This is a genomic window from Mesorhizobium sp. RIZ17, from assembly GCF_051127865.1.
GTDB lineage: Bacteria > Pseudomonadota > Alphaproteobacteria > Rhizobiales > Rhizobiaceae > Mesorhizobium > Mesorhizobium humile.
Genome location: NZ_CP147861.1, coordinates 3,081,990 through 3,108,230, shown reverse-complemented (window position 1 = coordinate 3,108,230; position 26,241 = coordinate 3,081,990). Strand labels below are relative to the sequence as shown.

The window sequence follows — 26,241 nt, the reverse complement described above, 5'->3', positions numbered from 1 at the left end:
CATCGCTTCGAGGCTACCTGGTGGGCATCAACACGCGACGCGTGCCTCGTGAGCTTGTCGCCTCGTTCGGCCGCGCCTCGGCGAAGTCGTGGTCACCTGCATCTGGCGAAAACCTCATTCGGATCGCGACTTGCAAGCAGTTGGTCCAGAAGTTCCTTCTCGATAGCCATGTGATGTTTCTCTCCTTTTCATCATCATGGCCTCACGCACAGAATTCCTGACAGTCCCGACGCCGGGTGATCCGCGGCCGGATGTTGTTCCTGTGAGGCTCGACCGCAAGACGACCTCGATCTAGAAAATCCGGCTCGAAAACACCAACCACCCTGCGCGACATTGCCGTGTCAAAACTCCAGGCCAGCATCAACGGCTAAATCTCCGCTGGAAGACTTCCCAATCACGGATGGGGGAATAACAATACCGTTTGTATCACTCTATCGTGCTGGGCTCCTCTGCCTGCTGCTGTGAGATCCGGATGCCAATATTTCTGGTCTGCACGTATCCATCAAGGGCTTCCTGACCCTTTTCCCTGCCGTAGCCAGACTGCTTCACTCCACCGAACGGCGTTTCTACGCCGCCGACGTACCATCCATTCACGTACACCTGGCCAGCCCAAAGGCGGTCCGCGCTGCAAAGAGCCCGGTCGATATCCCGGGTGAAAACGCCCGCTGCCAAGCCTTGATCGGTATCGTTTGCCAGTTCGATACCTTTTATCGGATCATCGAAAGCAGTAACGGAAAGAACAGGGCCGAAGACTTCTTTCTGAAAAAGACTACTGTCAGGCGCGACATCGGAAAATACAGTCGGCGCCATGAAATAGCCGCTTCGCTCCGAAAGTGCAGTTCCGCCGGCCACAAGCCGTGCTCCTTGCGACTGGGCCATCTGGCAGGCTCTCTCGACTCCCTCTCGCTGTTTTTGAGAGATCAACGGGGTGATGTCGCAGTTTTCGCGCCCTGGCCCAATTGACAGTCCTTCGACGCAGGCCTTCACCCTTTCTAACGTTTCATCAGCGATTGAACGCTCTACAAGCAATCTTGTTAGGTTGTTGCAATTCTGGCCAGCATTTAGATAGGTTCCGATACGCACCGCCTCCACGACGGCATCGAGATCGGCATCGGAATAGACGACAGCGGCTGATTTGCCGCCCAGTTCCATGATGCAGGGTACGATGCGCTCCGCTGCAGCCTTGAGCACGGTTCGCCCGGTTGCCATGGAGCCCGTAAAGACGATGTGGCGAACATCGGGATGATCGATCAGCGCCTGGCCTGCCGTCTGGCCGTACCCGGTGAGCACGTTCACTGCTCCGGCAGGCAGACCCGCGGTCTCACAGGCGCGAGCAAGTTCGATGCCTGATAAAGGAGCCAGTTCGGGGGACTTCACTACCACTGAGTTCCCAGTTGCAATGGCGCAAGCTAGCGAACGGGCCGTCAGTTCGAGGGGGCCGTTCCAAGGAACGATCTGGGCTGACACTCCGAAGGGGCTTCTGACCGTATAGTCGACAAGATCCGCCCCTCGCGGAATAGACCGACCTTCGAGCTTATCCGCCAAACCGGCGTAGTAGCGCAGGTATCTGACGGCGGTCCGAACCTCGCCACGGGCAAGGTCCAACGCCTTCCCAGTCTCTATGCAGTTAATGATCGCGACCTCGTCGCTGCGTGCCTCAAGTGCGTCCGCCACGCGGAAAAGCATGCGCCCACGGTCGTACGGGTGCATGTCTATCAAAACGCGGTCGCGAAAGACGCGGTCGGCGGCAGCAACGGCGCGATGTACTTCTTCAGGTCCTGCTTCGGCGATAACCGCTACCGTCTCCCCGTTTGAAGGGTCATCAACCTCGATCCGTTTGCCAGACGAACAATCTCTCCACTCCCCATCGATGAAATTCTTGATCACTTCTTCAGCAGCCATTCCAGTCCTCTCTGGAATCTCACCAAGGCGCACCACCGCACGTAGGTGTGGTCCTGAGGCTTGGATGCACGAATGGCATGGCCTCGGCTAAACGGAGACGGCGTCAGGAGTGACGTGGCCCGTTACATGTCGAGACCTTGGCCATTATGCAACCACTTACCTATGCCATTGTTTTTCATAGAGATACCGCCAGCGGCGGCTGCATGTATACACTCTTAGGACAGGCGTCTGTCTCAGGGTGGCCAAAGGTCATGCAGCACTGTTGGACTGGCGGCCTTGGCCTCTTCGATTTCCGCCGGAGATACGCGATTGGCCAATTGGCCCAGGACCGAACGGGCAACCTCTTCCGGATTCACCGCCGGGTCGCGGTGGACGCTGTCATGGATCCGGTCGAGAAATGAATTCCGGTTTTTTGCCTTGGCGCAGCGGCCGGGGTGCCAACCCTCGTAGTAAAAGCCCCGCAGTAGGGCAGGCAACTGCGCGCCCATGTACACGGCCTCATCGTGATCCAGGTAGTCGCGCAGGGCCTGCAATGTCGCAATCAGGGCTCGGAAAACCCGCTCTCGATCATGCCAATGAAGTCTCCACGCCAGATCGCTGACCCAATCCTGGGTTGCCTGCAAAGAATTGCTTGGGTCGCAACTAGCGTACATCAGTGTTTCCGTGCTCTCGACATTCAGGACGATCATTCCTGGCGCGGAGCGACTTAGATTGGTAGCTTGCTGCGCACCAGCCGAGGTGCAGCGCAGTCACCATAGTTTGCGCACCTTCAGGAAACCGAGACACCTACTGCAATTCTCGGGCCCGTCCCGCGCCATTCCCGGCTTCGACTGACTCGTAGTTGCGCAGCATCATTTCAGCTACACTGAATTTTTTTCGTCCTTGCTGCGAAGTCAGGTGGGCGTCGATGTCCGGATAAATAAAGAAAGGAAGCGAAATTCGGTCACTCAGACCACTGTGCGCGACCTGATGCGGCGTACTTTTGAAGCGGTCGTCACTCAAAACTTGAAGCATGTCACCCAAATTGACCACGAGACTATCGGGCAGGCTCGGGACTGGCAACCAGCGTCCGCCCAACCAAACCTGCAATGATCGGGTGGGGAGCTCCTCTTGAAGCAACAGCGTGAAGAAGCCACCGTCGGTGTGTTTGGCGCAGGTGCCGCTGCGCGCTGGATACCGGATCACGCGTTGCTCAAGCGTTGGCGGGCTGAAATGGCTTCTGAACCAGCCCTGTTCCATACCAATCAGTTCGGCAAGCGCCGTTCCGAGTTGCGGGACAACTCTGCTGAGCACAGTCGCCTGCAAAGCAAGGAGGCTTCGCGCGAAACCAGGAGCCAATGCGTCATCCGGGAGGCGCGTGATCCCGGCAAACGGCCGGTCGCCTTCGCTATCAATGCCGAGGTCGAACACTTCCTTCGCATCGGGGCCTGCCTCGGGATGTAATATTTCGCCGTTCAACCGACTGTAGCCACGGGCGATAGTTGGGTATACGCCTTGAGCGGCGTGATCATAGCGTTCCTTGATCGACTGTGGCAGAGCAAAGAACCTCCGGGTCGACTCGATGGCTTGTGTGATCTGTTTCTTCGGAATGCCGTGCTCGATAAGGTAGAAAAAGCCGCACTCTTCGCAGGCCGCCTGCAAGCGCTGTTGCTCCTCGCGTCGGGTTGCGTCGGCTCCAAGTTTCGCGAGTGAAATTTGTGGTAACGTTGTCATAGTCGTCATCCCTTGATGCTTTTCGCTTGTGAGGCCAGAAATTCAGTAGCTTTCCTTGTCCGCGACCGCCTGCTTTCGTTTGGTGCCGCCGGGACAGAGGCGCCAGCACCCCTGGATGGCAGCATCTCGTGGCCAATTATTGTAGCCGCCCATCCGGCTCTCGCGGGTCAACTCAGGCACATACGACACGTAAGGCATATGATACAATCGGGCCAAGATATTTCGTCGCCGACCATCAAAGTCGACGTCACTCAAAGCTCGCCAATCCATCAGATCTTTCGAGCTGTATTGCCACTATTGCACGCGACTCTCAGCAGATCTGTCCTTATATATACGCCTCAGTTGCTGATTCAGCCATGCTATGCACAACACTATTAGGCATCATTCCTATCGTCAACGCGGAACGCGTTAATATTTTTTACAACACTATTGCTTATCCGCCTCTTCATTTTAATATTTATGCCATGTACTACCAGTTCGCAGGAGGCCCATTCAGAGATACGCGGAAGATCGGCTCCAACGTCGATGTTCGCGTCGAGCGAACCTGACGTCGAGGGTTCATGGCTGAGAATGGAGCAACTGCAGGTTTTGGACCGCGAACGAGTTCCTCGTTAAGCCTGCAAGAGCAACGCCGGCTTTTCGTCAGGGGAGCGAACAACTAGCAAACCAAGACAGAGTGGGCTGGCGGCAAAATCTCTCTGAATATCACATTTAAATTCCGATCGGACGTAACATTCATATATCCACACATGCCAATCAGGTCTATCTTCGTCTCTGGGTGCATTACAACGTAATTATTCCTGCTCCTATAACTTTTATGGCAGCGGTTGTTCGACTGCATGTCTCCGTCTTCCGTATTACGTTCTTTATGTGGAAATTGACAGTATTCGTCGATATACTTAATATCCTTCCTATCTCCCAGGAGGATTTCCCTTTCGCCGTCCATAGGATGCACTCTTTTTCTCTCGGAGAAAGGAGAGGCATCTTTTCGCCGACGCTTGAGTTGACAGACTTCGCGATTCTCAGATGGAAATGTAAGGCTGCGAGCTGCAAGTACGTGACTGTTCTTTTCCCGAATTCACCCTCCCCGGCCTGAGCAAAATTCATGATCGCCAAGCTGCCGTCGGGGTCGTGCAATGGAACGCTGACGCCTGACTTCATTCCGAATGTGGCTGCCTCGTCGAAGAAGCGCCGCTCGCCATCAGTCGTGCTTGCGTCGTCGTACACCTCACTCCATCGAAAGGCACTTGCTCGCGTTTGACTGGTCCGGATGATGGGATCCACTGTTTCGTAGCTCATTTCGAAATAGCGCTCCTGCCACTTATCAGGGTACTTCAGCATGACCTCAGCATCGCCTTGGACCGGCTTCATGGCTCTTTTGTCTGGCGTAAGCCTTCCATAGGCCAGCCAAGGACAGTTAAAATTCAGAGCGAAAGTAGATAGCAGGCAGAACAAGCGATCGGACTTTCCAACCCTATTGGTGTGGTCAAGAAATTTGCCGAACTCGAGAGCAAACGCGTCGCTAGTAGCGTCATGGCAATGGATCTTGGGCGCCGAAGAAAACTGGTCGGACATTCTGGTTGGGAGCCCTCGAATTTGAGAGATAGCAGTTATCCGCCGGGGTTCCATAATTCTGCTCCGTTGCCAATTGCGATGGGTATCTTCCGGAACCCAAGGCGCTTCTGGCTTTGCGGCGACGAAGCCACCGTCCTCAGCAGCCGACATCGCTAGAGCTCTAGCATCTCATTCTGACTGACCGAGTTATTTTGTTCTGACTGACCGAGTTATTTTGAATTTAAGTTTTTGCTTCGCCACGTCATGCGACTGCAACATAAAAACGGCTGTTGGATCACGGTCGGTCGGAGCCTTGGCAGCTTGAAACGCCTCAGGGCTTCACCGCTCGTTGGAAGCCCCTCGGCCTGTTATCAAGGGGCTTCCATTTGCAAAGCATATGAAAACTCTCCGTCGGCCGATGGCCGGCTAGCGGCGGCGTCAGGTCCACCAGAGAACAAGATCTGGCCGCGCAAATCCGAAAAAGCAATTCAGCAGCACGCGACGCTTTCCTTTGCCTGATTGACCGGTAACCCCATGAACGAAACCGCCGTCAAGTAGCGCGATATCCCCGGCCTTGAGCTGGATTTCGCGACTAGGCACGGCCTCGAGATATGCTGCCGAATAGGGATATCCCGTGGTCTCCACACCCTGCGACTTTCGGTCGTCAACTGTCGGCTTGTGGCTCCAGAGCCGTAGATTGCCGCCTTCCTCGGACATACTGGGGTAGAAGTTGAGTGCTGCGACGGTGTTGTGCGCAACCGCAGAGAGCTCGTAGTCGTCCCCAGCACGTAGCACTTGAGCGACATCGTCGTGGGGGTCCAAGGAAAATGTGCCGCTGCCGGTCCAGCTGAGAGCCCGACAAACGTTAGCCTGACCGTGTTCTGAACGCGCCAACCGCAATTCAATGCCTTGTTTGTGAAGCTCGCGCTTCAATGCGTCGAATACGGCTCGGACCGGGTCAACTAAATTGCCAAAAAGGGCGTCAACGTGCGGCCGCGCATTTTCCGCCTCCTTGAAATAGGTGGCCGCATCCTTCCTGTAGTGGGATGCACCGACATATTGCCCGGGCACGCCATCTTTGCGCTCGTTGAGACCGGGACTGCCAAAAAACTTCGTAGTGATGTCCTCGGCTACTTCGGCGCTGAAAGCTTTCTTGATGTGCAGAGCCGTGATCTTACCTTTCAGAACAGAGATGATCTCCGCAGTGCTGATCGAGCCGGTTCGTTCTTTGATTATAAGAGGCGAGATGGCCGGCGTTTGAGCTACTTGGTTAGTCGCCATTGGTTTTCTCCTGTAGTGCCTGATCGAGGATGGCAATGCCGTGATCAAGTTCGTCATCTGAGATTGTTATCGGCGGAAGGACTTTGATGACGTCGCGATTTGGCCCGGAGGATTCGATCAGCAGGCCGTTTTCGAACGCGACATCGTGCACACGGCCAACAACGGCCTGTGACCGGCACTTGAGGCCGGCCATCAGACCACGGCCGCGCTTTTGTTCGATGCACTTGGGAAATTTCGCAACGAGGCGATCAAGCTGCTCTTGCAGTTTGACGGCCGTCCCCTCGACGGCTTTAGTAAACCGCCTATCGGACCACATTTTGCACATGGCCGCGGAAGTCACAAAGGCGAGATTATTGCCTCTAAAGGTCCCGCTGTGTTCTCCCGGTTTCCATATATCCATGTCGGGGCGAATCAGAACTATGGACAACGGATTACCTGAACCGCTTAGCGATTTCGAAAGACACACGATGTCGGGCTCGATTTTCGCAAACTCAAATGAGAAGAAATCACCCGTTCGTCCCGAACCTGCCTGAATGTCATCGACGATGAAAACAACGTCGTGCTTACGGCAAATGCGCTGAATTTCTGCGAGCCAAGGTGCGGATGCGGTGTTCATGCCGCCTTCTGCCTGGATGGGCTCCAGGATGATTGCGGCCGGCTTTTCTATTCCGCTGCCTGGGTCGCCCAACACGTGATCAATGTAACTCGCGGAATCGAAAGTTTGGTTCGGATAGTTCTCATAAGGGACACGGATCACATCGTGGCGAGCAACGCCGCCAAGCTGTCTGGTTGACGCTGAACCCGACACCGCCAAGGAGCCGAGCGACATGCCATGGTACGAATTTGTGAAGGCCATGACACTGGAGCGGCCGGTATATTTTCGCGCCAGCGCCAACGCCGCTTCGTTAGCGTTCGTCCCGGTCGGCCCAGGAAACTGTATTTTGTATGAAAGTCCCCGGGGCTTCAGGATCGACTCGACAAACACTTCGATGAAATCACGCTTTGCAGTTGTATACATATCAAGCGACAAGACGATATTTTGATCGGTGAGATATTGAATTGCCGGTTCAATAATATCCGGGTTGTTATGACCGTAGTTGAGCGCGCCGGACCCTACAATGAAATCAATATAAGCCTTTTCAGACTCGTCCCAGATTGTCGCCCCAAGTGACTTTTTAAAGACTGTTGGAAACGAGCGTCCATAACGACGAACGTTAGACTCATAAGATTCGAAAATGTCGATATCCATTAAAGGGCCTCTCTGTATGCGTCTTGCGATCAACGCTGCAGGTTCTATGTTCACGCATTCCAAACCACTGATTTCGACGATTAGCTCGGCCAATCTCTGACTTAAAGCGAACGTATCACGATCAGCGAGTTGCATTCGCAAAGAGTCTGTAAACTTGTTTGACGAATCTGTTGCAGCGCTTCGGATGACGATAGCGTGACAGTCAGTACCCGCCTTGCGGCAACGCGACGTTGTTGGCGGGCGCCACTGACATAGCCGCACCGGTTTTTCCAAGCATGACTGCAACAACGATGCTTGGGTACTTCCCTATGTCGGCCGTGACGGGATCCTTGCCGACGAGTAGCTGTGACAGATAGCGATTTCTCTCCTTCGATGTGACGGCGAGACCGGTGCTCGCTCGAGTTTCGTTTTGGAACGCGGACGAGCCAGACCGCGATTTGCGATAGCAACTGGAACTGACCACGGCTTCTAATCGAGGCCGTGGCCGCCGTGCCGGTGATTGGGCTGTTCTCTGGGCGGCGCGTTGGCCCACCTGGCTTGACGGGCATTTACAATGCCACAGTCGGCCCTTGCGAGGTGACGGCCGCACTGCAGGCCACGGGGCGTGCACGCGAGTGGTGTTCGGCACCCACGAGCTGACGCAGACGGCGCCTGCTTCGAGAAGGCGCGATCGAAGCGGTTATCGACAACCCCGGTGTTCGCCACCGCACTGTGTGGTGACGACGGCGCGGCTTTAGGAGCGCAGCACGACTAAGAGTTCCCACCCGGACCACATTTCATATGATCGAAAACGCTAGCTCAGGCGACGCACTAGCGATGTGTCCAACGCCGCTTCTGTACGCAAGGTTTCACTTTGTCCGATATCCGACAATTGTTGGATGTGAGACAGGGCGCCAAATCCGCTAATCAGTGGCTTCTATTGAATTTCCTCTCTGGCACGTTCTGTGCAGCGGCGCTTGCGAATGCATCAGCAAGAAAATAGTCTCATGATCACACTCACTGAAAACGCCGTCGCCGCCGTCAAGGCCGCGCTTTCCCGCGCCGACGAACCGGCGGAAGGCTTTCGCATCAAGGTCGAGGCGGGCGGCTGCGCCGGCCTCAAATACCTGATGGGTCTGGAAAGCGTCTCGCGGGAGGGCGATGCCATCATGGAGACGGACGGGGTCAAGGTGTTCGTCGACGCAAACTCCCAGCCCCATCTCGCCGGCACGACCGTTGACTTTGTCACGGACCTGGAGTCCTCGGGCTTTGTCTTCGACAATCCCAACGCGCGGGACAAATGCGCCTGCGGCAAGTCCTTCGGCTAGCCGCCATAACGACAAGGATCGGCGCCATGCGGGGTAACACCGACAACGTCTACCTCTGCAGCGACAAGGTCTATTTCATCAACCCGCACAATGTCGGCGCTTTGGAACCCCCCGATGCGGCCGGCGAGGTCGGCGCCGTCGCCTGCGGCGATGGGCTTAAATTGACGATGGGTTTCGACCGTACGACGCAGACGATCACCGCCGCAACGTTCCAGACCTTCGGCCGCGGCTCGGCCATAACCACTTCCTCGGCGTTTACCGAATTCATTGTCGGCAAGACCATCGATGAAGCCCTTCAGATCACCGATCAGGACATGGCGGATTTTCTCCGCGCCCTGCCGCCGCACACGACCTACTCATCGCTCGACCGCCTCATCCTGGAGCGCGGCTTGCGTCTGATGAGCGAGTTCTTCCGTGCTGTGAGGCAGGCTTTCGAGGAGACCCCAGGCTTCTCACGCCTCGTCCTCGTCAAGGCACCATCGCCATGAGCGACGTAATCGAAGCGTTTCTCTTGGTGACTGGCCTCAAAGAGCGAGCCCTTCCCCGCAGCCTCCGCTCGCTGAAACCTAATTCTGCCTGGAGTTCGGGAGAGTGGGTTTTCGGCAACGAGCCTCGACGGTGGAACGCGCTGCAAAACGTGCAGTGGGACATTTCCCACCTTTTGCCGCGTCTCGTAAGCCAGCAGAGATGCTCCCTTGCTCACTCGAAGGCCGCTTAAGCAATGTCATATGCGGTCAAGGAAATCTTCTACACCCTTCAAGGTGAAGGACGAAATGCCGGGCGGGGCGCCGTTTTTTGTCGTTTCGCCGGCTGTAACCTTTGGTCGGGACGTGAAGACGACCGGGCAAAAGCATTCTGCGGATTCTGCGACACCGATTTCGTTGGGGTAGATGGCCCCGGTGGCGGACATTTTGACACCGCACGGCAGCTTGCGCTGGCGGTCGAACAAGCCTGGCGCGGGTCGGGAACTGGGCAGAGTCTTGTCGTGCTCACCGGAGGGGAACCCCTCCTCCAGATCGATGAAGAACTCCTGGAAGCGCTGCATTCCTTGGCGTTTGAAATTGCCGTGGAGACCAACGGTACCATCCCCACACCCGCCGGCATCGACTGGCTGTGCGTCAGTCCGAAATGCAATGCACGCCTCGTGGTCATGGCAGGGGACGAGCTAAGGCTTGTATATCCTCAGATTGGCGCGGAGCCCGAACATTTCGAAGTTCTCGCGTTTGAGCACCTTTTGCTTCAGCCGATGGATGGGCCCGAGCGCGAGGCGAATACGGCCGCCGCAGTGGCCTATTGTCTTGCCAACCCACATTGGCGCTTGAGCCTTCAAACCCACAAGTTTCTCGGAATCCCATGAAGATTACGCAAGCTTTCACCTTCGAGGCAGCGCACTGTCTTCCGCGGGTGCCAGAAACCCACCGCTGTCACCGCATACATGGCCATTCCTACCGTGTGGAACTGCGTCTGGAGGGGCCCGTCGATCCAGATACGGGCTTTGTCATCGATTTCTTCGATGTCGAGGCTGTTTTCGGACCGCTTCTGCAACGTCTCGACCATCAGTATCTGAATGAGATTGATGGTCTTGACAATCCGACCGCGGAAAACATTGCGGTCTGGATCTGGAACCAAACCAAGCCGCTTCTTGGCCAAATGTGCTCGGTAACAGTCTATGAGACACCGCTGTGCTGGGCTGAATACGAGGGTTGACCCGATGCAACGAGATCCGGGAACCGCACTCGTCCTTTTCTCCGGCGGCCAGGATTCGACAACCTGCCTGGCTTGGGCGCTCGAGAACTTCGAGCGCGTCGAGACAATCGGCTTCGACTATGGGCAGCGGCATCGGATCGAGCTCGATGTGCGGCCTTACCTGCTCGAGCGCATTCGAACAGACTTTCCGGCCTGGCGTGGGCGACTAGGCGGGGACCACATGATTGACATGGCCGTGCTCGGCCAAATCAGTGATACCGCGCTCACGCGCGGCGTCGAGGTCGCACTGAACGCGAACGGTCTACCAAATACCTTCGTGCCTGGCCGCAACCTTCTGTTCCTCGGCTTTGCGGCCGCGTTAGCTTACCGGCTGAGCGCGAAACACCTCGTAATCGGCGTGGCCGAGACGGATCGTTTCAGCTACCCGGATTGTCGAGATGACGCAGTTAAAGCGATGCAACTTGCCCTGAACCTTGGAATGGAGACGCGTTTCGTCATTCACACACCCCTCATGCAGCGCGACAAGGCGCAGACCTGGGCGCTGGCGGATTGGCTGGGCGGCGAGGCGCTGGTGAACCTCATCTGCGAGGGAAGCCACACTTGCTATAGCGGAGACCGCGAACATAGACATAGCTGGGGTTTCGGTTGCGGGACCTGCGTCGAGTGTAATCTTCGCGCGGCGGGATGGGAGCAATTCCGATCCTGCAAAGAGACACCCGTTGCCGCCCATGAAATGACGTGAGCGCCCAGATCCAGGCCGACGGTGGCAATCTGTTCCATAGATCGTTTCCTTCTCTTTGTGGTGTTCAGCACGACCAGGGTGGGCGCCTTCGATGCCGTTTCGAAGGGCTGTTCCATACCATCGACCTTGATGATCTTCGCCGTTCGCGTGGTGCTCTTTGGGCAGCACCATGGCGAGCAGGCTGCGGTGGTTATCCTTGATCCCGGTCGGATTGACCGTGGAGCCTACTGCCAAGAAAAAGGAGAGTTTGTGGATTCGACGAGAGGCGGTTTGTGGCCGAGCCTGCCCTTATGTGGAGGATCGTCCATGCACGTCCATAACCAGCATGGCCGCACCATCGGCATCATTGAAGCGACGAATGACGACCTCATCGGCAATCGACGCCGGCGCCTGCGTAAGCCGGCACGGGCGCAGGCGCCTGCGGCGACGCGATGTTGCGGATATCCCTCCCCTGGCCTACCTCGGCCCAATCATAGGATTCCTGATAAGCGCCTTCGATCTGGCAATGCTCCTGCGTCCAGTGAGTGCGCGTGCCGTCTTGATGGCGATCGTCACAGCCTCAGTTTCGATGTTTGACGAAATGGATCTGCTCGACCGCCGGAGGACAATTGAGCAGGTAGTTCAGCAAGGTCGACCTCATGTGCTGTCGAATTGAAAAGGCGGCTGCCGTTATGAACGAATGCGCGCGACCGCATCAAGCGCCGGGGCAAAGCCATCCCTATGCATCAGAGTGGCGAAAGTGTTGTCGAGGTCCAGAAAGCACTGTCCGTTGACGTCAGCCAGATTGGCGCCTGCGTTGCAGCGCGCCGCGCGGCTTCGGATCGCACAGCAGCAGCGCGCGTGGTGCAATCGGACGGGCGGCCGCGGGCGAACAATCTTGCCGATTGGCGTCAGGCGGCGCCGAGATTTCGTCCAACATGTCAGGCCTCTCCTCGAAGGATCCGGAGAGCTACGCGTCTTTCGCCGCTGACATGGCCTTTGCACTTGAAAGAAGTCATTCACGAAATGGGAGGCGGCTGATGACCAGGCCAACGATCGCCGATCTGGCGAAAGCCGCGGGCGTAAGTGTTTCCACTGTCAATAGGCTCTTGCACGGAACTGGCACACTGCGACCGCAGACGGCCGACCTCATCTTGAGCGCAGCGCAGCAGATCGGCTTCCACAGTTCGGGGCCGCTGCACGAACGCAGGCGGGACAATCTCCCGCATCGGCACTTGAGCTTTCTCATGCAGCAATCGCACCGGCCGCTCTGCCGGATCTGGGTCGAGGCGCTTCTAGGTGCCTGCGCGCGACGCACAGATGCGGTTATTGAGCCAGACGTGCTCTTCGAGGACGACCCTTCCCCCGAAGCGGTTGCTGCCAATCTGCTCAAGATAGGCGAAAGCGCCGATGCAATCGCGGTGATCTCGGCCGATCACCCGCTCGTCGGCCAGGCGATTGATGAGTTGCGCGTCAAAGGCGTTCCGGTGATCGCCTACGTCACCGACCTGTCCGCCGCCGGCCGGGCCGGCTTTGTGGGAACCGACAACTGGAAGGCCGGCCGCACCGCCGCATGGTTTATCAGCCAGACGTCCGGTCGGCCCGGCAAGGTCTTTCCTCTCATCGGCAGCAACCGTTATCAGTTCCAAGACATCTCGGATGCGAGCTTTCGCTCCTACATGCGCGAGCATGCGCCCGAGTTCCACGTCAACGAAACCCTCCTAACCCATGAGGCGCCGAAGAACGCCTATGCAATCGTTCGCAGGCTGATAGCGGAGGAGCCGGAGCTCAGGGGCATCTTCGTCAATGGCGGCGGCATTTCCGGCGTTCTGCGTGCTATGCGCGAGCTCGCCGCGGAGCAGCAGTGCAAAATCCGGGTCGTCTGCCGCGACATCGGGCCCGAGGCACGCAAGGGATTGAGCGAAGGCTTGATTACTGCTTCCTTGTGCCATCCTGTCGACAGGATGCCTGAAGAACTCATCGATGTGATGCTGCGCATGATCGAACGCGCAGACACACGGTTAATCGAACAGCGGATTGTTCCGTTCGAGATCCTCACGCCAGAGAGCATTTGGACTTGAGAATCGGAAGAGCCATCGTTGTCCGGATAAGGTCATCCGTGCCGCTGCGAAGCGAACCGCTTCGGGGGTTAAACCGGGGCGCAAGGGCAGCTCGGCACTCATGATCCTCGTAGCAACCGAAATTGGCCAGGAGGACGAGGAGATGGAAATCTCCGAGGAAGCCGATCTTGTCGAGAGCTGGACCCCACGCTTGCGCCAATGATTAGGCTGCATCGGCCGTCGGCGCCGATTTGCGCGGCTTGTGGCGCACCACAACGTCCACCTTATAAGCGCCTCGATCGAGGCAGCGCACCGGGCGATCTATAGAGAACTTGCCTGTTCGCCCATGACTACGGCGGATATGTCGAGCTGTTTCATAGCAAGCAATTGAGCTGATTTGGCTTGAGTGAGGCGCCGACGGTTAATGACGGCGCGGATCTCACGGGCGAGCTTGGCTTTCCGCAATTCCTCTTCGGAATTGTCAAAGCCCAAATCCGCAAACACGTTGCCGCTGGTCATTTCGCCGGTGATTCTTCAGTCATGACTTTGCTCCTTCCCATAGTTTTCGCGATCGTGCGTCTCGACCACCTTCAATCGCTGTAACGAGATCGATTTCGCACTTGGGCGTCTCCCTGCGATTCTTCTGGAAGCAAAGATGCAGATCACACCAGCGAAGCGACGGCATGGACGGCGCGATAAGTATCCCCGTCTAAGTCGTCGGCCCCCACAAGAATGCGGCCGCCAAATCCCTTGAGGGCTTTGACCGCCAGATGCTGCTCGCCATTTTGGGCATCGTTGATTGCAACACCCATGACGATGCAGACATCGACCAATCTGACTCCGCTCAGCCACTTTCGGGTCAAACAGCCGTTTTCGCCAAGTGATCATATTTCCTATGAACGCATTTTGGACTGCACGGACCGTTCCAGCTCGGCGCAAAACCTCCCAGATACCCGTCAATCGCGCTCTGCAAGTGCACCCAGTACAGCACTTTGGCGGTGCTACATAATGAGCCCAGTTTTGCTTTTTTGAGAAGATGTCCCTCTTGCTTGGCCGCAGCGAATATCCCGGTAAAAATTGGCAGCAGCGCATCGCGTTTAGCGCTCGCCGGGCGGAGCTGGTCCGGGTTGCGAAGCCCGGCGAGCGCGGATCGTCTTGGGCGATGTGTTGATCAGGCGCGGTTCTTGGAGCGCCAGGATTCATGTCCGATTTCGATGATCTCGCAACGATGTGTGAGAGGATCGAGCAGTGCGGTCCGTTGTTCCGTCGAAGTAGCCGCGCCCGCTGTCGCGGATGAGCGCCCGGGCGATGGCAATGGCTAGATGCGACTTCCCCACTCCGGGCCACCAATCAACACGCCATTGGACAAATGCCATCAAGGGCATCACACCGCCGGGCGGCGGCGAACAAGAAGGAGAGGAAGTGATGGAACGCAAGCTTGATGACGTGATCGCAGCCCTCCTGAGGAGCGTCGGGAGCGTGTCGAAGGACGTTTCGAAGAGTTAAAGGACGGAGGTCGAACGGCGAGCTGCGCCGTGCGGCTGGGAAGGCCCAGGCGGAGATTGCCTTGTCCCTCAAGATCAACCAGCCCTCTGTCTCGAAGATCGAGCAACAGGCCGATATGTATCTGTCGACACTTAGAGCTACGTAGAGGCGATCGGGGGACAACTCGACCTCATCGTCGCCTCGCCTCGCGCGCGCCCCTCCGTATAGAGCAGCTCAGCTACGTCGTAGCCCCACCCCCCTCGCACGTAGTGCTAAAGAGCCAGGTGGACGAACCCGCCCGAAGGCAACGCGCCGGCTGAACGCGCCGTTTCGGTCAAAATTGCCGAAGGGACGACAGTCTCGTCGACGCTCGCAATAGGTATGAGCAAGCCCTCGTTAAGCCGGATACCGACTGCCCGCTGTCACGTCGCGGGGGACGCCTCTTCCCTCCCCCATGCTGGCCCAGTTCACCCCGCGCTGGGGTGTCCGGCGATGTGCTCGCCGACGACGACCCGCTCGAGCACGCTTGGTCACAGCTTCCAAACCTACTCAAGCAGATACCTCCGCGCCTGCGCGACGTCTTCGGTGGCTTACAATTTATGAAATTTACGGCGATTATCGCCGCACCGCAAAATGACAAGAAAGTCAAACGGCTATGTCTTCTCCCTTCTTATGCGGCTCCAGGACACATTGAGCACACGCAAATGCTGCCAAGCATGCCAGCACCACGACCCCACGTCGTGGCGGCAGTTAACAGCTGCCCGCTGAAGTTTGCCGCGGGCCTTCGGTCAAACTTGGCGCAGCGCTGTTACGGCAGGCACAGAACGTGGAGATCTGTCGATTTTCACAATCGGTCGAGAGAATCCTAGATCAACGATTTGGTTCTATTACGTTTTTCATGATATTCACCAACACATGATTTAGGGCAGAAAATCCCTTTTTTAAGGCACCATTTAGGGCAGCGTTTAGGGCAATCAGGCAAAGCCGGCACGCTTATGCCATCGCCATACCGGATGGGTTGGCCAACGTGCCAGTCAAGCGAGGTGTGTGGTATCATGCGCCGATCCATTGCAGTTGATTCTTTTGTCGCGGTGAAGCGAGGACGCAGTGAAGTTCAAATCGGAACATGACAACCCTCTTCCCGATCTGGTCGAGTTGAAAACGAAGATTTCGCCCAAAGAAGGCGACGATCACGCCCATGATCTTCTTGTCGAGTTGCGGGTGCATCCATTCGAAATCGAAGAGTCGATCGGAACTATCGCTGTTGAGATTTCCGAAGCGGTTCTTTCGGTTCAATTCACAGGGCTGGAGGTCGTGCCCCGTACAAAGCTTGGCAACCCTGTCATGGCGACGAAAGTCCGACAGGAAGTGCAGCGCGAGCGGTCTGTAACCCAGACGGAAGACACCGAAAAGACCCGCTCAGCCAGCGCTTCAGGCGGTGCATCCTTCACCGGCATCGACGGCACGGTCGAGGGCAGTCGTGGCTCTGCCGAAAAGTCTGGTCAGTCGGTATGAAAAGACGACCAGTACGGACGTGATCGAACGCCATCAGGTTAAAGCGATCGGCAACGACAACTGGAAGATCACCGGCGCGCCTTTGGACGGAGTATATATCGACCATGAGCCATTGTGTGAGGTGACACCTGTTGCCGGCAGGAACCGCCTTGGTGTCGAGGCTGAGCTCGTCGTCAAGCAAAAGCACATTAAGACAGAACTGACTGCTGGCGGGGTGTGGTTTTCGTCCGTCAATCAAAAGAAAATTGCAAAAGTGTTGATTGCCAAGAGCCTACACGCGGCGGGGTCCGACCAACCGTTTGACGGTAAGTTCGTATTCGGAAAGTCGCAGAGTTTCGATGAAGGATAGCCCGTTCCTATCTAATATCTTGTCGGAAGATACCGTCGCGGCGCTTCAAGCAATAGCGAAGTCGCAAGCGCCGACCTTCAACGAAATGGTGAGACTCGCTGGGCTGGACAGGTCGCGTAATCTCCGCCATGCCGACCTTCGATCTCACCAACGCCGATCTTCGCGGTTTTGACCTGACTGGCGCGGACCTTCGCGAGGCGATTGGCATCCGCGTGGTTTGGGACAGAACGACGGTCTTCGACGGCGCGGACCTTGACGGGTCCATCTTCGCCGCCAAAGCCCGGCTGGACAACTATTTTGAATCCGATGAGCGCGCGCGAAGGTTATTGACGACTGTTGCTCGCGGGGGATGGGTGGAGCAGATTGAATGGGCTGGCAAGAACCTTAGTAGTTCCGGAAAATACCACGATATAGCGCTGCCAATCGTTGAAGAGCTTTTCTATCGTGCCGTCGAGCCGTTCCTCAAGGCCGAACTTATGCGCTATATCGCGCCACGACTTGGAAGCGACAAAGCACTGCGGGAGATGCTGCTCACGGCAATTTCTGATCAGCCCGACACAGCCACATTGGTGCGATCTGCGGCCAATTTGCTGAAACGACATGGCATGGCTCGGGATGCAGCCGTTCGCCAGATCATGCTTTCATTGATCGATTCTCCGAACAATGGCGTTCGCGAGATAGCGGTACAATTCATAATGCGTGCTCGACCGACTGCCAGCGAGATCGATACGATAAGAGAGAAAGCTAGAGCCGAGGGCAGTCACTTCGGAGGGCTTTTTGTAGCCGAAACGGCGCGGCGGCTTGGTGACGACTACGATCTTGTAACACGCGACCCAGAGAGCAACGCCACGTTCCCGCTTGACACGATGATATCGTCTCAAATCCGCTATCTTATTGCGCGGCGGTGGCTACGTGCGGAATCGAGCCAACACGAAGACAGCTTGCCGCTTGTGCAGCGGCGGCGGGGACTCAGTTACGCCAATACAAAAAAGATCGAACAAAGAGCCACCCAGGTTCAAGCCATGTGGGACAAATTGGCCGACTACGGCATTCATTTTCAAGTTTTCAACGAACCGATTCAGGCGGGCCTGACGATCGGTTACGAAATCAAAAACTGACCCCATGAGCATCCTATCAGGTGATCCGACAACTCAACTCGCTTTCTCAGTTTTCGAGAATAGAGGCGTCTATGCTTTGCTTCTAGGCTCCGGCCTCTCTCGTGCAGCTGGCATTCCAACCGGTTGGGAAATCACACTTGATCTGGTTCGTCGCGTTGCACTGGCAAAAGGCGTCGAAGACCAGTCGGATTGGGCAGAATGGTATCGTAAGGAAGTCGGCAGCGAAGCTAACTATTCGGCGCTGCTCGCAGAGTTGGCGCTTGCCCCGGCAGAGCGTAGGTCGATCCTGCATTCTTACATCGAGCCTGACGAAGACGACCGAGCCGAAGGCAAGAAACTGCCGACAGCCGCACATCATGCCATCGCGAGGCTGGTGCGCGACGGCTTTATCAAAGTCATCGTGACAACCAACTTCGACCGGCTGCTGGAAAATGCGTTGAGTGTAGGTCTGCGGACATACCCCGCCGTATTGATGATGACAGCATATGGATTGGGTCTCATTCGGGCGGAGCGATGGAAGCTGTTGCACGACCTGTTTTCGCTGCAAATTGCGAGGGAAGACCGGGAGCCCAAGCGGGTAGCCAACCACCTTTTCCTTTGGGGATGGAAAGGCTCGGGGGATGACGTTTGGAACAATATTGAAGGGTTCATCACGAAAGAAGGACATCGAAGGACGCCACTGAGCGATCACCTATTGGATGTGTTTCGGGAGTGGGGTCCGTGGTTCATCGGCATTGTTCCAGATTACGACTTGTTGTTCGATTGGTTTGAAGCGCTCGGCGGCTTGGCGCATCTTGAAGAGAACAGCGAAGATACTCTGAAGGAGCAGCTTTCGCTACATGACAATAGGGTCCACATGTCAACAGGTAGGATAGGTTGGCGGCGCGAAGGCCACCGATCGATCGAACATGATCTGAAATCGACAGACAAGCGCGGGATCATACTTAGAGCTGGCTTTGCTCACGCGAGCGAAACGTACCTTGATTTGTATCTTGAAAACTTGCGCCGCATCGCCAAACGGATGGATTGGCATTGATGCCCGAGATCGCATCATACGGCATGATGGAGCGTCTGAGCTCACCTTTCCATGTCACCGCAGGAGTGGCGGATTTTATCCAGGTGCTTCGCGCAGCCGAATTAATATTCAAGCCGTTGAGATAATACGACTACGATAGCGGATTTATTTGAGTCCGCCGTCCAACGTTGTATGGTTTTTCTCGCGCCTCACCGCTAAACTACGGCAGCGCGTGGGGGAACCATAATGGTAGATTTTTCTAAGTTGTCGCGCCCAAAGGGGCTCGCCGCACCGACCGATCCAATAGAGATCTTTAAGAAAACGCCCAATTTGGGTGATGCGCCGAACGATCTGTGGAAAGGACAGGCCGAAGCTCTGACACAATGGCATTCCCACCGGGAAGCATCGGATAACGTGATCATTCTCAACACCGGCGCCGGAAAGTCGATCGTAGGTGTTTTGATTGCGCAAAGCCTTGTTAACGAGCTTATTGGGCCGGTTGTCTACGTATGCAGTACTATCGACCTCGTAAGGCAGACAGAGAGAGAATGTAATCGCGTAGGAATAAAGTATACTGCCAGAGTTGAAAGTTCATTTTCAAATGACCTGTTTGAGACTGGGAAGGCATTTTGTATCACAACGTATGCGTCTTTATTTGCTGCAATAAACGCTTTCAAAAACGAACGATCCCCTGCGGCGGTTATTTTTGATGACGCACATGTTGCGGAGCGGCTAATACGAGACGCCTTCACTATCAATGTCTCGAAACTAGATCATCCAAGCCTATACGCGGATATCGTCAATATCGTGAGACCCGAGTTTGAGACGCTTGGCAAAGAGGCTCATCTCGGGTTCATCTTAGAGGATGTGGGCCAAACCACGGTTACTTTGTGCCCGCCCGCGACGGCTTACCGACATGCTAATGAACTGATTGAGGCTTTCAAGAAGTACGAATACAAAAAGCACAGAGACCTTTTCTTCCCAGTCGTCCAGCTTTATGAGCGAATTGGTATGTGTGCAATACTCGTATCGTCGCAGTCTGTAGAGATCACCCCCCCTTTCATACCAACCAGCAAATTTGAGTTTTTTGGCTCGAAGACAAGGCGTGTGTACCTTTCCGCAACGCTGGACTACGAAACCGATTTTGTGCGAGGTTTCGGCGTAAGAAACACGCATCGAATCGAGCCTGACAACGACGCTGGCAATGGTGAGCGCCTTATTCTGTTAGGTAGCGAACTCGCTAAACCCGACGGGCAGTTGGACTTGGTGGCCAAGCTAGCCTCAACCAAGAAGGTGCTGGTCTCTGTCCCGTCGTATCCTCGCGCAAAAAAGTGGGCCGGCTTGGCGGTACCCCCGCAACCGAAGGATTTCACGGATCAGCTCAATCAGTTCCGTCTGGCCAAAAAAGGTGTCTTTTGTCTTGTTTCACGGGTCGACGGTATCGACCTTCCCCAAGATACCTGCCGCGTCATGGTGGTGGACGGGGCACCAACAGGATCAAGCCTCCTTGAACGATATCAGTTCGCGTCGTTAGGGATGACCAATCTGTTCTCGACAAAATTTGCAAGTCGATTGACCCAGTTATTCGGCCGCATCAATCGCGGCAGAAGCGACTATGGGGCATTCGCCCTATACGGCAACGACATCACGTCTTGGATCAAGAATGACCGCAATATCGCATTACTGCCAGAGTTGCTGAGAAAGCAAGTTATACTAGGTCAATCTATGCAAAAGGACCTTGGGCCGCTGGACTATGACGGAACCATGGAGATTATACAGAGTGTCTTGGGTCGCGATAAAGGTTGGCTGGAGTTTTATCGCGACACCGTGGACGGCTTAGAAGTATCTAACGTTGTCATTGAGCGGGTAAAAGCGAGGGAGGCTCAGTTGGCGATTGGCGCGGAAGCCGAATGCCGGTTTATGTCCAAGCTTTGGGAGGGCGACATTGATGGTGCGCGCAAGCCGATATTAGATGTGTTGAATGACATTGCGGTCGCAGACGCTAAGCTCGCCGGTTGGTACTCGCTTTGGCTTGGCATGACATATGAGATTTCGGGTGACGATGATACGAGCGGAGTCCACTATCGCCGCGCGCGCTCTCGTCTATCGGCTTGGGTAAATCTTCCTTTCAAAAAGTCATTCCAACAAGGCGTCTTCTCCACCGATGCAAAGACTGCACCTCACGAGCGATTGCTTTTTGTCAACAATCAAGGCCCTCAGGCACTATCTGCCTATATCGCTCGGATACGGACCCAGGTCGCTTCCGTCTTGAACGCAGACCATAGTTCAAACCAACATGAGGAGGCCGTGCGATACGTCGGGGAGCTCTTGGGATTTGACGCGACCAGACCAGACAATGAGCTAGGTGTCGGTCCAGACGTCGTCTGGTTTGACGACGAACAAAAATTTCTTATCCCGTTCGAGCTCAAGACAAAAAAGGCAGAGCCTGCGGAATATAGCAAAGACGAAGTTGGGCAATCTTTGAACCATTTGCAGTGGGTCGCCGAAAACTTCAAGGGCTACCGTTGCGACGGATTGTTCGTGCTGGGACCCGATGGCACTTGCAAGGCAAACGCTAACCCAAGCGACGATTTATATCTTTTAACTGTAAAGCGCTTTCGAGATTCACTCGGACAATTCCTAGGTCGACTTGAAGATGTCCGAGGCCGCACTGCACTTGAGCGATGGACGTTGATCAACGAAATGGGCCAGTTGCCAGAGTGGCAACTCAACGGCTGGTTCAACTTGCTGCGCGATCGAAGGTTGCGAGACATCCGCGCTTGAACAGTGAGTGCCACGCCTCAACCTATATTAGACACCCAAACTCTCTTGGTAATTCAGACCCAAGGAGCATGGTCATTCGTTGCCGATAGCGTTCCATCCCGCGTCAAACACGGCCCGCCGATGTCAAAATGCGATTGATGATTTTCTGCGAGTAGTCATTAGCAACGTGGCTGAGCGCAGCAAGTTCGCAGAAGAAGACATCATCGCTGATCTCGGGACGCTCGCCCAGAGCACGGCGCTTCCGTTCAGCGGCAGTCAGGTCGAAGCGTTCCTTCATGGCCAATTTGATCGCGGGTGAAAGGCCCGTGTTCCAGAGCCTTTCACCGTCGAGGTCGAAGTTGTTGCCAACATCGGAGGGAAGATTGAAAGGCGAGGACTTAGCCGGTTCCGCTTTCTTGCCTTTTAGCTCGGGAGGAATGGCACGCTGGAAATACCAGATGCCACGGTTGCCACGCTTTTTGAGATATTTTGCCATGGCCGGGCAATTTGGCCGGATTCGATGGCGAGTCAAAAGAGGTTAGGAACGATTTAGGTTAGCTTTTAGGGCACCTGTCAGGTCAGGCGGGGTAGAAACCTTGCATTTACAAGGGATTCAAGGGTTTGGCTAAGAGAGCCATTGGTGCGGTCGAGAAGACTCGAGCATCAGCCATTGCGAAAGGTGTAGCCATAACCGTTGATGGCCGGCGCGCCGCCGAGATGCGCGTAAAGTATCCTCGAGCCCGCTGGAAAAAAGCCTTTTTGAACGAGGTCAATCATCCCTTGCATCGATTTGCCCTCATAGACGGGATCGGTAATCATACCCTCGAGCCGCGCACACAGACGGATCGCCTCCTTGGTTTGCTCGGATGGAATGCCGTACCGCGGGTGCGCGTAGTCCTCGAGCAACACCACGTCATCCTCGGCAAGTTCCGATCCGAGCTCGACGAGGGTCGCTGTATGTCGGGCAATGCTAAGCACCTGCGCCTTGGTCTTGGCCGGGGTGGCAGAGGCATCGATACCGATCACGTTGCGCTGCCGACCGTCCTTGGCGAATCCGACGAGCATGCCGGCATGCGTTGAACCGGTGACCGTGCAAACGACCATGTAGTCGAAGGCAAACCCAAGCTGTTCCTCCTGGGCGCGCACTTCCTCCGCGAACCCCACATAGCCGAGGCCTCCATTCGGGTGAACAGACGCCCCGGCCGGTATCGCATAGGGCCTGCCGCCCCTTGCCTTGACCTCATAGAGCGCTTTTTCCCAGCTGCGGCGGATACCGATGTCAAAGCCATCGTCGACCAGACGCACCTCTGCGCCCAAGATGCGGCTCAAGAGAATGTTGCCGACCCGATCGTAGACGACATCCTCATGTGGAACCCAGCTCTCCTGGATCAGGAGACATTTCATGCCGATCTTGGCGGCAACGGCGGCGACCATGCGCGTGTGGTTGGACTGCACGCCGCCGACGGTGACAAGGGTATCGGCATCTGACGCGATCGCGTCGGGGATGATGTATTCGAGCTTGCGCAGCTTGTTGCCGCCGAACGCCAGACCGGAGTTGCAGTCCTCGCGTTTGGCGTAGATTTCGACCTTGCCACCCAGATGCTTGCCGAGCCGGTCGAGCTTCTCGATGGGTGTGGGTCCAAAGGTGAGCGGGTAACGCTCGAATTTTTCCAGCATATTCTCTCCGGCGATGATCATTCAGCTGAAATAGCCACGCAAAACTCGTTCCATAAGCGCTGCTTGGATTAGTCGGCCGCGCTCTCCGACCACCCATCAGAGCTTTGGGGACTTCCAGCGCTCTCCTTGCGATTGAGACGAGGCGATCCAAATGTCGCCATGCTGCGATGAGGCGACCATCGCCTAGGAAACCTACGACGACACGCGGTCCGCATCTGCGTTTTTGCCAGCTTTGCAAGTGCAGCCGGACCGCCAAACCAACAGACTTCGATAAAAACGCAGTGGCTCTTGTTTGCGATTGGACCGGCAGGAACTGCACGGTTGCCGAGCCGAATTCCGCGAGACGATTTTTTGTGGCGCTCAACGCCTCACAGAGGTTTCAGCTGCTCGATCGAAGTGCTCGTCTACCTGATCGAAACGGGTGCCAATGCCCTCGAAAGGCTGGCCTCGCCGCGGCCGTGAGTCGTCGGATTGTAGTTGACGAGCGTGTCGGTCCTAGCGGTATCCAGCAACTGATTAGTAATCTGTGTCGGTGTTGCTGACGTGAACTTGCTGCTGTTCTGAACGCGAGTCGTCTGAAAGGCATGCCCGGCAGAGACGGAGCTCCCTGCCGGGCCGGGTTCGCCTTGGGAGGTGGCGTAAGCTAGCGACTTTCGTGGCGGTGGGACCACTCAATCCGTGCGTTTTGCGCAATAACGAGCATGTACCGTGCCAAGCCAAAAAACATTTAGAAAACACTCAAGAGACAGCTTCCTCTACGTTGCATACCCGACATTGTCGGTTATCGGACAATGTCGAACGTGCCTCTCGGCATCGACCTACGCCTGAACCCTAGCGCCCCCGCAAGGTCGTTCGCTGCCATTTCGACCTGGCGAGCTGGTGGTGACCGGGTTTTAGCTCCGACTGTTCTCCGGCTGACGGACAGGGCGGATGTCGCTTTTAAAAGAGGAACTGTCTGTACCTTCAATTCAAGAGGGCGCGGCCACGAGAGATGGGCGCGGCGAATGCGGTCGCGCAGATGACCGCGAGGACCAACACATCCGGCAGACGGGCAAAACCGTAGCCGATCAGTGTCCACCCCTAGGGGCGCACTCCACTCAGGTGTCAAAATTGCACGCCGAAACACAGGACCGTCATCGGCGAATCCGCCCGTAGAAACTGCATTCCCTGGGCGGTAGAACGATGAGAAAGCCGTCGCCTTCGACCTTACCAGGGAACCATGGCCTGAATAATCAAACTTGAACAAACGGATGAATCTGAGCTCTGATCTTGTTACGGCGCCTCAAGGGAGGAGCAGCGATATGCCGAGCGTTTGATTGCGCTGGGGCACATCTTGAGTTTCATTCCTATGCTCATCGTCGCGCGACTGGTACCGAACTTCCTGGGACCTATCGAAAAGCTCAGCCCCTTGCCCGGCTTTGCCAGCGCAGCTGGATCGCCAAATCAGAAAGAGCACACTTGCGAAATAGCCCAGCTGAAGAAGTAGCGAACAGCCCAGCGTCGTGACGACTGCTAGACGGAACGAATGCGAGGCGAAGTAAACCGTCACAGCGTTGCCGCACAGGACCAGCCCGAGGAGCCGACAAAAGATGATGAAGCGCATGCCGTTCTCCTGATTTTGTCTCGTCAAATCATGCAGCTCATGCTGCGATCTGGTCGGCCGCGAGATGGGTCTGGCAGTTCTTTGGGCAGACGCGGCCGCAGGCTCCGCAGCCAATGCAGCGGCCGGCATGGTCGACAACCATGATCATACGATTGAGCTCACCGTCGAAATCGTCGTCATCGGCGTCGCAGGCGCCGAGGATTTCACCCGCGTCATCGACGCCGTAAAGATGCATGACCTCGCGCGAGCAGACTTTGAAGCAGCGGCCGCAGCCGATACAGATCTTGCCATCGATAGCGATCAGATATTCCGGCACCCATATGGAGCCGTCGCGGCTGATGAATTTGCTCCTCATCGCAAAGTCTTCATTTTGGCAAGCTCTCGCCTGGCACCATCCAACTCGGCATAAACGGCATGCGTTTTCTCGGCGACTTCCTCTATCTCAATCCATTTGACCGGGAGACCCTCGGCAAGGTCGCGCAAGTTCGTCTTGGCAATTGCCGCGCGCAGTTGAAGCTTTCGAACTTTCTTCGCCATCTCATCCAGGTTTGACATGATCCTTCCTCGAAAATGGGTTTCTTCACGCCCGCGCCACTTCGGGATAGGCAATAGCTGCAGTCACATCGCCGACCAGTTTCGCGCCGGTATCCGCGAGTTTCCGGAGAGTCTCGAAGCGAATCGGTGGACGTCTCGACAGACGTTTGATTTCTGTTGTTGACAATGTCATCACGCCTAAGCGCTCCTCGATCGCCAGCTCCGACATGTCGAGCCTCCACAGCACGTCCGGATCCCGATTGCCAATGAGTGGATATTCCGGCGCAGTTCCTCGGTGATAATGAAATCGGCCAGCAGCCCGGTGTCCGATTTCCGTTGGCATGAGCCGTGAAAATCCTGAGCACGGATCAGCCGCAGGAGGCATTTGACGAACGGGCGGGAAAGGGCCTCGCCATCCTTGTTGACGGCAGGGCCAAGCGCTGCGTGAGACATTTCGTTTCCTCAATTTCAGGTCTCGTCCTCAACGGAGGATTTCTGCTTTCGGTTACGCTGACTTCGGGCTCGCTTACGCAGCCGACGTCCGGCCCCGCCAGGCCGATTCCACGTAAATGCTGCCCCTGGGGCCGACCTTGAACAGGTCCTGGACTGTGACGTCTTCAACGACGGGCCAAATTCGCGTCGAATATCGCCGCCGCGGCTATTCGGTTGGAAGTCTAAGGTCCGAGCC

25 protein-coding genes and 1 pseudogene are annotated in these 26,241 nt (G+C 56.1%); 12 read left to right on the top strand and 14 right to left on the bottom strand.

Annotated features, from left to right (window positions below; translation table 11 throughout):
• Positions 1-426 precede the first annotated feature (426 nt).
• The 6 genes from WDX12_RS14990 to ectB form a co-directional block, all read right to left on the bottom strand.
• Positions 427-1,902, bottom strand: coding sequence for an aldehyde dehydrogenase family protein (locus WDX12_RS14990; protein ID WP_434725374.1), 1,476 nt, complete (start codon positions 1,900-1,902; stop codon positions 427-429).
• Between the two features lie 233 nt (positions 1,903-2,135).
• Positions 2,136-2,591: a DUF2267 domain-containing protein gene (locus tag WDX12_RS14985; RefSeq protein ID WP_434725373.1), complete on the bottom strand. Its 456-nt coding sequence runs from the start codon at positions 2,589-2,591 to the stop codon at positions 2,136-2,138.
• A gap of 97 nt (positions 2,592-2,688) precedes the next feature.
• Positions 2,689-3,624: an isopenicillin N synthase family dioxygenase gene (locus WDX12_RS14980; protein WP_434725372.1), complete on the bottom strand. Its 936-nt coding sequence runs from the start codon at positions 3,622-3,624 to the stop codon at positions 2,689-2,691.
• Positions 3,625-4,398: 774 nt separating this feature from the next.
• Positions 4,399-5,070, bottom strand: coding sequence for an autoinducer binding domain-containing protein (locus WDX12_RS14975; protein ID WP_434725640.1), 672 nt, complete (start codon positions 5,068-5,070; stop codon positions 4,399-4,401).
• 537 nt (positions 5,071-5,607) lie between these two features.
• Complete coding sequence (locus WDX12_RS14970) at positions 5,608-6,450, bottom strand: 2OG-Fe(II)-dependent halogenase WelO5 family protein (protein WP_434725371.1); 843 nt, start codon at positions 6,448-6,450, stop codon at positions 5,608-5,610.
• Positions 6,440-7,699 carry a diaminobutyrate--2-oxoglutarate transaminase gene (ectB, locus tag WDX12_RS14965; protein ID WP_434725370.1) on the bottom strand — a complete coding sequence of 420 codons (1,260 nt, stop codon included), beginning with the start codon at positions 7,697-7,699 and terminating at the stop codon, positions 6,440-6,442. Before ectB ends, WDX12_RS14970 begins: the two co-directional genes overlap by 11 nt.
• Positions 7,700-8,685: 986 nt before the next feature.
• Here ectB and WDX12_RS14960 point away from each other — a divergent pair.
• The 7 genes from WDX12_RS14960 (at position 8,686) to WDX12_RS14930 (ending at position 13,515) form a co-directional block, all read left to right on the top strand.
• Positions 8,686-9,006: a HesB/IscA family protein gene (locus WDX12_RS14960; RefSeq protein WP_019863364.1), complete on the top strand. Its 321-nt coding sequence runs from the start codon at positions 8,686-8,688 to the stop codon at positions 9,004-9,006.
• Between the two features lie 26 nt (positions 9,007-9,032).
• Positions 9,033-9,494, top strand: coding sequence for an iron-sulfur cluster assembly scaffold protein (locus WDX12_RS14955; RefSeq protein WP_434725369.1), 462 nt, complete (start codon positions 9,033-9,035; stop codon positions 9,492-9,494).
• A gap of 233 nt (positions 9,495-9,727) precedes the next feature.
• Complete coding sequence (gene queE / locus WDX12_RS14950) at positions 9,728-10,363, top strand: 7-carboxy-7-deazaguanine synthase (protein ID WP_434725368.1); 636 nt, start codon at positions 9,728-9,730, stop codon at positions 10,361-10,363.
• On the top strand, positions 10,360-10,713 hold the full coding sequence (gene queD / locus WDX12_RS14945) for a 6-carboxytetrahydropterin synthase QueD (RefSeq protein WP_214392471.1): 354 nt from the start codon (positions 10,360-10,362) through the stop codon (positions 10,711-10,713). Before queE ends, queD begins: the two co-directional genes overlap by 4 nt.
• 4 nt (positions 10,714-10,717) lie before the next feature.
• The gene (queC, locus tag WDX12_RS14940) at positions 10,718-11,455 is read left to right on the top strand and encodes a 7-cyano-7-deazaguanine synthase QueC (RefSeq protein ID WP_434725367.1); all 738 of its coding nucleotides are present in this window, start codon (positions 10,718-10,720) and stop codon (positions 11,453-11,455) included.
• Positions 11,456-11,813: 358 nt separating this feature from the next.
• Complete coding sequence (locus tag WDX12_RS14935) at positions 11,814-12,110, top strand: hypothetical protein (protein WP_434725366.1); 297 nt, start codon at positions 11,814-11,816, stop codon at positions 12,108-12,110.
• A gap of 364 nt (positions 12,111-12,474) precedes the next feature.
• Complete coding sequence (locus tag WDX12_RS14930) at positions 12,475-13,515, top strand: LacI family DNA-binding transcriptional regulator (RefSeq protein WP_434725365.1); 1,041 nt, start codon at positions 12,475-12,477, stop codon at positions 13,513-13,515.
• Between the two features lie 300 nt (positions 13,516-13,815).
• Here WDX12_RS14930 and WDX12_RS14925 read toward each other — a convergent pair whose 3' ends face one another.
• A complete protein-coding gene (locus WDX12_RS14925; RefSeq protein WP_434725364.1) occupies positions 13,816-14,013 on the bottom strand; it encodes an XRE family transcriptional regulator in 198 nt (65 codons plus the stop codon).
• Positions 14,014-14,156: 143 nt separating this feature from the next.
• Positions 14,157-14,327, bottom strand: coding sequence for a hypothetical protein (locus tag WDX12_RS14920; protein ID WP_434725363.1), 171 nt, complete (start codon positions 14,325-14,327; stop codon positions 14,157-14,159).
• 1,759 nt (positions 14,328-16,086) lie between these two features.
• On the opposite strand from WDX12_RS14920, the gene WDX12_RS14915 reads away from it, so the two are divergent.
• From WDX12_RS14915 to WDX12_RS14895, 5 genes are all read left to right on the top strand, one after another.
• Positions 16,087-16,494, top strand: coding sequence for a hypothetical protein (locus tag WDX12_RS14915; protein ID WP_434725362.1), 408 nt, complete (start codon positions 16,087-16,089; stop codon positions 16,492-16,494).
• Positions 16,460-16,843 carry a hypothetical protein gene (locus WDX12_RS14910; RefSeq protein ID WP_434725361.1) on the top strand — a complete coding sequence of 128 codons (384 nt, stop codon included), beginning with the start codon at positions 16,460-16,462 and terminating at the stop codon, positions 16,841-16,843. The genes WDX12_RS14915 and WDX12_RS14910 overlap by 35 nt, the downstream gene beginning before the upstream one ends.
• 128 nt (positions 16,844-16,971) lie before the next feature.
• A complete protein-coding gene (locus WDX12_RS14905; protein ID WP_434725360.1) occupies positions 16,972-17,961 on the top strand; it encodes a pentapeptide repeat-containing protein in 990 nt (329 codons plus the stop codon).
• 4 nt (positions 17,962-17,965) lie between these two features.
• The gene (locus tag WDX12_RS14900) at positions 17,966-18,997 is read left to right on the top strand and encodes a hypothetical protein (protein WP_434725359.1); all 1,032 of its coding nucleotides are present in this window, start codon (positions 17,966-17,968) and stop codon (positions 18,995-18,997) included.
• Positions 18,998-19,222: 225 nt separating this feature from the next.
• Positions 19,223-21,760 carry a DEAD/DEAH box helicase family protein gene (locus WDX12_RS14895; RefSeq protein ID WP_434725358.1) on the top strand — a complete coding sequence of 846 codons (2,538 nt, stop codon included), beginning with the start codon at positions 19,223-19,225 and terminating at the stop codon, positions 21,758-21,760.
• A 103-nt stretch (positions 21,761-21,863) separates the two neighbouring features.
• Here WDX12_RS14895 and WDX12_RS14890 read toward each other — a convergent pair whose 3' ends face one another.
• The 6 genes and pseudogenes from WDX12_RS14890 to WDX12_RS14865 all read right to left on the bottom strand — a co-directional run bounded on the left by WDX12_RS14890 (position 21,864) and on the right by WDX12_RS14865 (position 26,006).
• Complete coding sequence (locus tag WDX12_RS14890; protein ID WP_434725357.1) at positions 21,864-22,235, bottom strand: hypothetical protein; 372 nt, start codon at positions 22,233-22,235, stop codon at positions 21,864-21,866.
• A 167-nt stretch (positions 22,236-22,402) separates the two neighbouring features.
• Positions 22,403-23,416, bottom strand: coding sequence for a 1-aminocyclopropane-1-carboxylate deaminase (locus WDX12_RS14885; protein WP_434725356.1), 1,014 nt, complete (start codon positions 23,414-23,416; stop codon positions 22,403-22,405).
• Between the two features lie 1,282 nt (positions 23,417-24,698).
• The gene (locus WDX12_RS14880; protein ID WP_172374730.1) at positions 24,699-25,019 is read right to left on the bottom strand and encodes an exopolysaccharide production repressor protein; all 321 of its coding nucleotides are present in this window, start codon (positions 25,017-25,019) and stop codon (positions 24,699-24,701) included.
• A gap of 37 nt (positions 25,020-25,056) precedes the next feature.
• A complete protein-coding gene (fdxB, locus tag WDX12_RS14875; RefSeq protein WP_202296272.1) occupies positions 25,057-25,374 on the bottom strand; it encodes a ferredoxin III, nif-specific in 318 nt (105 codons plus the stop codon).
• Positions 25,371-25,574: a CCE_0567 family metalloprotein gene (locus WDX12_RS14870; protein WP_027033222.1), complete on the bottom strand. Its 204-nt coding sequence runs from the start codon at positions 25,572-25,574 to the stop codon at positions 25,371-25,373. Before WDX12_RS14870 ends, fdxB begins: the two co-directional genes overlap by 4 nt.
• 25 nt (positions 25,575-25,599) lie before the next feature.
• Positions 25,600-26,006, bottom strand: a pseudogene (locus tag WDX12_RS14865) (NifX-associated nitrogen fixation protein).
• Between the last annotated feature and the right edge of the window lie 235 nt (positions 26,007-26,241).